The 7685-nt window shown below is 45.7% G+C and carries 6 protein-coding genes and 2 pseudogenes; all 8 read left to right on the top strand.

Features of this window, described 5'->3' with window-relative positions; all coding sequences use genetic code 11:
• A pseudogene (locus A3757_RS26475) lies at positions 1-188 on the top strand (Lrp/AsnC family transcriptional regulator); the annotation flags it as partial.
• A gap of 30 nt (positions 189-218) precedes the next feature.
• Positions 219-1436 (top strand): heme d1 biosynthesis radical SAM protein NirJ, encoded by a 1218-nt coding sequence (gene nirJ, locus A3757_RS05660; RefSeq protein ID WP_068514299.1) that lies wholly within the window; start codon positions 219-221, stop codon positions 1434-1436.
• Positions 1437-1445: 9 nt separating this feature from the next.
• On the top strand, positions 1446-2321 hold the full coding sequence (cobA, locus tag A3757_RS05655) for a uroporphyrinogen-III C-methyltransferase (RefSeq protein ID WP_068553755.1): 876 nt from the start codon (positions 1446-1448) through the stop codon (positions 2319-2321).
• 2 nt (positions 2322-2323) lie between these two features.
• On the top strand, positions 2324-3904 hold the full coding sequence (locus A3757_RS05650) for a cytochrome D1 domain-containing protein (RefSeq protein ID WP_231875546.1): 1581 nt from the start codon (positions 2324-2326) through the stop codon (positions 3902-3904).
• Between the two features lie 25 nt (positions 3905-3929).
• Entirely contained in the window at positions 3930-4328 is a 399-nt protein-coding gene (locus tag A3757_RS05645; RefSeq protein WP_068509634.1) for a hypothetical protein, read from the top strand.
• A gap of 476 nt (positions 4329-4804) precedes the next feature.
• The gene (locus tag A3757_RS05640; protein ID WP_068506849.1) at positions 4805-5251 is read left to right on the top strand and encodes a cytochrome c; all 447 of its coding nucleotides are present in this window, start codon (positions 4805-4807) and stop codon (positions 5249-5251) included.
• A gap of 9 nt (positions 5252-5260) precedes the next feature.
• A complete protein-coding gene (locus A3757_RS05635; RefSeq protein WP_068514304.1) occupies positions 5261-6673 on the top strand; it encodes a cbb3-type cytochrome c oxidase subunit I in 1413 nt (470 codons plus the stop codon).
• Between the two features lie 136 nt (positions 6674-6809).
• Positions 6810-7685 (top strand): annotated as a pseudogene (locus A3757_RS05630) (hypothetical protein); the annotation flags it as partial.

Genomic DNA, 7685 nt, shown 5'->3' with positions numbered 1-7685 from the left:
GGTATAACCTCTTTGCCATGGTTCATGGTAAAACTAAACAAGAAGTTGCGAAATATATAGAGCAGATCAATCAGCTATTGGGTGATGACTTACGAGCGAGCGATGTGCTCTACAGTACCAAAATATTAAAAAAGACCGGTCTACGAATCGGTCAGAGAGAAGCGCCACCTAGCGCTAAAAAGACCTGAACAGAGACCAATAGAATAAGGCGAAGTGCCATGTTTAGAATTAGCCAGTACATGAAAATTCTGCACGATCAAACGCCATTAGGGCCATTGCGAAAGCCGCCAGGCCCCGTCGTTATCTGGAACCTGATTCGGCGTTGTAACCTAACCTGCAGACATTGTTATTCCATTTCGGCAGATACTCACTTTCCAGGCGAACTAAGCACCGAAGAAGTCTTTACCGTGATGGATGATTTAAAGGCTTACGGTGTGCCTGTCTTGATTCTTTCAGGTGGGGAGCCTTTGCTTCGGGACGACATCTTTGAAATTGGAAAAAGAGCGAAAAGCATGGGCTTTTATGTTGGCTTGTCGAGCAACGGTACCCTAATCGACGAAGACAACATTAAGAAAATAGCTGAAGTTGGTTTTAATTATGTCGGTGTCAGCATCGACGGCTTGCGTGAAAATAATGATGAATTTCGCCAGATGCAGGGTGGTTTTGATGCGGCCTTAAACGGAATTAAACTCTGTCGAGAGAACGGTATTAAAGCTGGCTGGCGCTTTACACTGACGGAACAAAACAGTGACGATTTAACTGCGCTGCTCGATATAATGGACGAGCATGGCGTAGAGAAGTTTTACTTATCCCACCTTAACTATTCCGGCCGTGGTAAGCGCAACAGTAAGCGTGATGCCTATTTTCAGACAACGCGTGAAGCTATGGATCTGCTATTTGACCGAGCCTGGAATGATGTTGTTTCTGGCAAGGTGACTGAATATGTTACCGGGAACAATGACGCTGACGGTGTTTACCTACTTCAGTGGGCTGAAAAGCGTTTTCCAGAACGTGCGCCACTGTTAAGAGAGCACCTTGAACGCTGGGGGGGTAATTCTTCAGGAATTAATATTTCCAATATCGACAACTTGGGAAATGTTCACCCCGATACTTTCTGGTGGAGTCATCACATGGGTAATGTCAAAGAACGCCCGTTTTCAGATATTTGGCAAAATACCGACGATGAATTAATGCTGGGGCTACGCATGAGTCCACGTCCTATTGAGGGACGTTGTGCCAAATGTGATTACTTTGCGATATGTGGTGGTAATACTAGGGTGCGAGCTTTCAGTAGTGATGGTGAATATTGGGGAGAGGACCCGGGCTGCTATCTGGATAATCAGGAAATTGGTTTGTCAGAAGACGATATTGATGGTGCCGAGGCAGTTAATACGCACTTGCTTGAAAGTACAAACGCTACACCTCAGGCTGTTTAGGAGAGGCTTATGAATCAAGATAATTTTTCCAATGCTGGCCTAAAACGCCCACAAGAATTGTTTGCTAAAGGTTCTGAAAATAGACGACCTTTTCTACCCGGAGAAGTTGCTCTGATCGGCGCCGGACCGGGTGATCCTGAACTGTTAACCATAAGGGCTCATCGCTTAATCAAGCAGGCTGACTGTGTTATTTATGACCGCTTGGTCAGTGCTGAAGTGATGGAATTAGTGTCGCCCAGGGCAGAGTGTATTTATGTGGGTAAGAAAAGTGCCGACCATGCTTTGCCCCAAGAGCAAATAAACCAGTTGATTGTCGAAAAAGCGATGAGCGGCAAGAAGGTTGCTCGTCTTAAAGGCGGTGACCCTTTTATCTTTGGTCGTGGTGGTGAAGAGGTTCAGGAACTGTTGGATGCGGGGGTTGCTTGCCGAGTCGTCCCAGGTGTTACCGCTGCTTCAGGTTGTACGACTTATTCCGGCATTCCATTAACTCACCGGGATTTTGTTCATGGTTGCACTTTTATCACGGGCCATCTTCAGGATGATACGCTGGATTTACCTTGGCAGGCTTTGGCACGTGAAGATCACACTGTTGTGATTTACATGGGTATTAAAACATCACCAATACTGTCTAGAGAGTTAATTAATAACGGCTTGGCCGAAGACATGCCGGTTGCCCTAATCAGTAACGGCACCACAGAGAATCATCGAACCTATCGAACCAATATTTCAGATTTGCCAGAATTTGTTCTAGCGAACCAAATCAAGCCGCCAACACTGATTGTTATTGGCCGAGTGGTAAATGCTTTGGATACCGAAGGTTTTGATCAGGCTACTTTGCTTGATGAAGCCTCCAGGCATGAACAGATGATGACTAAGGTAGGTTGATTGTGAGACAGCTGTTATTTCTCTTAAGTCTATTTTCCTCGTTTGCTATTGCAGGCTCACCGGAGCTCGCGTCTGAGCCCGAAGTAAATATCAATAGCAGAATGGGGCAGGAGCTATACCAAACTCATTGTCAGGCCTGTCATGGTGAGAATCGTTTGGGTGCAATGGGTCCGGCTTTACTTCCTGGGAACCTCAAGCGCTTGAGAAAAAATAAAGCGCTAGGTGTCATTAAAAATGGCCGCGTAGCGACGCAAATGCCAGCATTTATGAGTACGCTTAATGACGCGGAAATCGAAGCTTTGGGTGATCTGATCTATACGCCTTTGAAAGAGATGCCGAAGTGGGATTTGAGTGATATTAATCAGTCTCAAAAAGTCTTTTTCAAGCCTGGCGACTTAGGTGAAAAGCCGGTTTTTGAAGCCGATATGATGAACTTGTTCATTGTCGTTGAGCTAGGTGATCATCATGCAACGGTTTTGAATGGTGATACATTTGAGCCTATCCATCGTTTTAAAACCCACTTTGCCTTACATGGTGGGCCAAAGTATTCACCTGATGGTCGCTTTGTTTACTTTGCTTCACGTGATGGCTGGGTGAGCAAGTTTGATATCTATAATCTAAAGATTGTTTCTGAAGTCAGGGTGGGGATTAATACACGTAACCTCGCTGTATCGAGTGACGGCCGCTATGCCATGGCGGCGAATTACCTTCCGAATAACTTGGTGATCCTGGATACCAAAGATCTGTCTCCCATTAAGGTGATTGATGTTAAGGATAAGGATGGTAATACGTCGCGCGTCAGTGCTGTCTACAATGCACCGCCAAGAAATAGCTTTATTGCTGCCTTAAAAGATATAAAAGAGGTTTGGGAAATAAACTATGAAGACAAACCTCCTGCCGGTTTCGTTGGTTGGGAGCATAGCTATCACAAAGAAGCGGGGGACGTTGTTACACCTGAACCTTTCCCGATTCGAAAGGCCAAAGTGTCAGCCTATCTAGATGACTTCTTTTTTAACCAGGACTATAGCTTACTCTTCGGTGCCTCACGTGAAGGCGAGGGGATTATCGTCTCGCTAGATGCCCGCAAAGAAATTGGTGAGCTAGATGTCCCGGGTATGCCGCACTTGGGGTCAGGGATTACTTGGGATTATCAAGGCAAAGAAGTGATGGCAACGCCGAACCTAAAGGACGGAAAGGTCAGCATTATCGATATGGATAACTGGCAGACAATTAAGCATATCGAAACAAAAGGGCCAGGCTTTTTTATGCGTAGCCATGAGAAGACACCTTATGCCTGGGTCGATGTTTTCTTTGGTCCAAACAAAGACCTTATGCACGTTATCGATAAATCGACATTGGAGATTGTTAAAACACTGCAGCCTATTCCCGGCAAGACGGCGGCTCATATTGAATTCACCAAAGATGGTCGCTATGCCCTGATGAGTATTTGGGATATGGACGGTGCGTTGATTGTCTATGATGCGCAAACGCTTGAGGAAGTGAAACGCTTGCCGATGACGAAGCCTTCGGGGAAGTATAATGTCTTTAATAAAACCACTTACTCCCGTGGCACGAGTCATTAACATGATACTTTAAAGGGCGATGAGCATGAGATTCAGATCTTTAATATTAGGCAGTATTGCAACCATTGTGATCCTGCTAAGTGCTCAGCTCGCCTATGTATTAATTGCCTCTTATATCGGTCAAGCTGCTTCAAACTCCACATTAATTGGTGAACACAAAGACCTGATGTGGTTCTTTCTCAGCATATGCTCATATGCGCTAAGCTTCTTTTTGGGTGGTTTTATTACATCCTTAATGGAGAGCGGTGCGCCCGTGCTGAATGCCGTAACGGTAGGGTTTATCGTCGCCATGTTATCAATGCTTAGTGTTGGCGACCTTAGTGTGCTTAATACTCGGGCATTGATCATGGTGTTCTTCGGCGTCGCATTCGCCTTTCTTGGCGGCGTTTGGGGCGCGGGAGTCTTTGCTAGAAAGCTAGTCTGATTTTTTTCCGTTTGCTGTTCACAACCTGTAACCCCTTAGCTTTGCTTATAGGGTTACACCCCCCCTCTCTATTTTTGTCTAGTACTAGCCTGCCAACGAGCCGGAGAGGGTGTAGCCAACAGGTTGGTTGAGACTATGGTTCTGACCCGATTGAAGCTGTGTGGCTTGTTTAAGCCTTTCTAATTCTCTGTTGTCATTTTAACTCACGGGTGTCATTTAGACTTCTTTAAAGTGTTGTCATAATGAAGGTTTATCAGAAAAATAACAATAAAAACAATGATCTATATCCTGGTACGGTATTTGTAATAGCTAAGTCGTGAGCTTGTTTTTCTGTCCCAATAATTGAATGTCAGAAAAGCATATCAAGGAGGAGGGTTCACATTACAAGTGGGGTGACCGTCAAGGGTATACCGGGTTTTCAAAGGCTCGGTAGCCGTTACTCAAAGCGGCGCAAGAGATAAAAACAGGAGGCAAACATGGCTGATAACTTTACCAAAGGAATGGCCCGAAATATTTATTATGGTGGTGGGGTGTTCTTCTTCCTGCTGCTTGTCGGGCTGACCTTTGACACAATGCGGATATTGCCGGAGCGAGATCATCGGGAAAATATTACCGAAGCTGTCGTGAAGGGCAAAGAAATATGGGAAAAGAACAATTGTATCGGTTGTCACAGTTTGATGGGGGAAGGGGCTTACTTTGCACCTGAACTTGCAAATGTATTTGATCGATATGGTGCCGGTGATGAGGCGGTATTTGAAAGCTTCATGCAAAACTGGATGGCGATTCAGCCATTAAATGTTCCAGGTCGCCGTCAAATGCCTCAGTTCCATTTATCAGAAGAGGACGTACATAACGTTTCTCAATTCCTGATCTGGACCTCGCGCATTGATGACAATGACTGGCCACCGAATAAGCAAGGTTAGGGAGTTGCTATGAAATACGAATCGCAGAGTGTTGCAAAAAACTATTTTATTTTCGCCATGGTTCTGTTCGCAGGTCAGGCGGTATTCGGGCTCATTATGGGTCTTCAATATATCGTTGGTGACTTTCTAGCAGGTGCTATTCCGTTTAACGTTGCACGTATGGTGCACACGAACTTGCTCATCGTTTGGCTATTATTTGGCTTTATGGGAGCAACTTACTACCTTGTCCCAGAAGAGAGTCAAACTGAACTGTATAGCCCCTTGCTTGCCAAAATCCTGTTTTGGGTGTTTGCCGCAGCCGGCGTTGCGACCATTCTAGGTTATTTGCTAGTGCCTTATAGCACCTTGGCAGATATTACTTTTAATGAACTCTTACCGACCATGGGGCGAGAATTCCTTGAACAACCGACGATTACTAAAATTGGTATTGTCATCGTTTGTCTCGGGTTCATCTTCAATGTAGGTATGACCATCCTTAAGGGCCGCAAAACAGTGATCAACATGGTATTGATTACAGGTCTGATTGGTTTGGCAGTGTTCTTCTTATTCTCTTTCTATAACCCAGGTAACTTGGTTCTTGATAAGTTCTTCTGGTGGTGGGTTGTTCACCTATGGGTTGAAGGTGTTTGGGAATTGATCATGGGTGCTATTTTGGCTTATACCTTGATCAAAGTGACTGGCGTTGACCGTGAGATAATAGAGAAGTGGTTGTATGTGATTATTGCTTTAGCACTGATTACCGGCCTGATAGGAATGGGGCACCACTACTTCTGGATCGGCCCGGGTGAGTACTGGTTGTGGCTGGGTTCTATCTTCTCAGCGCTTGAACCAATTCCTTTCTTCATGATGGTTGTGTTCGCATTCAAGATGGTTCGTGAACGTCGTCATGAGCATGGCAACCAGATAGCATTGACTTGGGCTTTAGGTACTTCGGTAATGGCGTTCTTGGGCGCAGGTGTATGGGGCTTCATTCATACGCTAGCACCGGTGAACTATTTTACACACGGTTCGCAGATTACTGCAGCTCACGGACATCTAGCATTCTTTGGGGCTTACTCAATGATTGTGATGACGATAATGTCCTATTCAATGCCAATTATGCGTGGTCGCCCTCACGGCAACTGTGAAAGAGCACAGAGATTGGAGCGTATGTCGTTCTGGACAATGTGTATCGCAATGTGCGGTATTACTTTGGCATTAACAGTGGCGGGCGTCTGGCAGATTATTCTCCAGCGTTTACCAGATGACGCAAATGCTCTGAGCTTTATGGCAACTCAAGAACAACTTCATCCTGTCTTCTGGGTACGTTTGTTCTTCGGTGTGATGTTCACTACAGGTGTAGGCATGTTCTTCGCAAGCTTCTTTGTTGGCGATAAGCAAGGTCTAGTTATCCCTGAGGGTGAGCAAAGAGCAGCTTCATAAGTGAAGTGCAAGTTGGCTGAACTTAGAACTTAGGAATAAGCTTAGCCAGCTATATTGACCCCACTTAGGTGCAGTCAGATATTTGGGCTGCACCTTACTCCATAACCATAATCTATGATGTTTAATCAGGTGTTAGATGGAAGAGTTAGTTGGTGAATTTTGGCATCGATTTGTTACGCGACAAGCTTCAACTGAGTTTGAAGATGCGCGCGTAGATTTAGTCGAATTGAGTGCTCAGTTAGCACCCTTTTACCGTGCTCTCGGCGGAAGCCCAGGCAAAGTGATAGAAGGTGCAATGGGACGCGAGCTGAAATTTCGTCGTAGACTGATTCAACGTATGGCGGGGACGCATAAGCGAAGTGAATTGGCATGGCAGGATGAACGTAGTCTGCGTTTGCCAACATCACATGCCTTATTTGAAGACAAAGCTTTAAACGAAGATTTATATTTCTGGTTGACGGCCTTGGCCGCTCAACTACCGAAAGTGACGCACTGGTTTACCGATAACCAGCAAGCGACGCTAGAGATCCTAAAGTCAAAACCGGGGTTAAGAGAGCGGTATTTCCGCCTTGTCGACGCGGTTTTGCCTTTGCGACCTCCTTTGGAAAAATTACAGGGTGAAAGACTTGATCGCGAGCTTGCGATACATCAAGCACTAAAAGACCCAGGGAGCGTCGAAACACTCCCGAAAGCGCCGGGCGACCCTTTCCCGATTAGCCTATGGCTCTACCCAGAACCGATTCATGGGGTTAGTGTTGCACCGATTGAAGAAGATGAAGAAGAGCTGCCAGCTGAAAGCAGCGGTGCCCAGACTGAGAAAGTTCGTGGCCCGCGTAAAGATGCTCAGCGCACCGATGATGCCAAGAAGACCGATGGCTTATTAATCTTTATGCTCGATAGCTTATTCAGCTGGACGGAGCATGTTGATCTAGACAGACCTCAGGAAGAGGATGTAGACGATGATGCCAGTTCCGTTGCAGAAGATCTGGATATTATTACGCTTTCTCGTAAG

The organism is Oleiphilus sp. HI0117 (genome assembly GCF_001635235.1).
The sequence above is the reverse complement of the archived record's forward strand: the minus strand, read 5'-3'. Positions and strand labels throughout refer to the sequence as shown.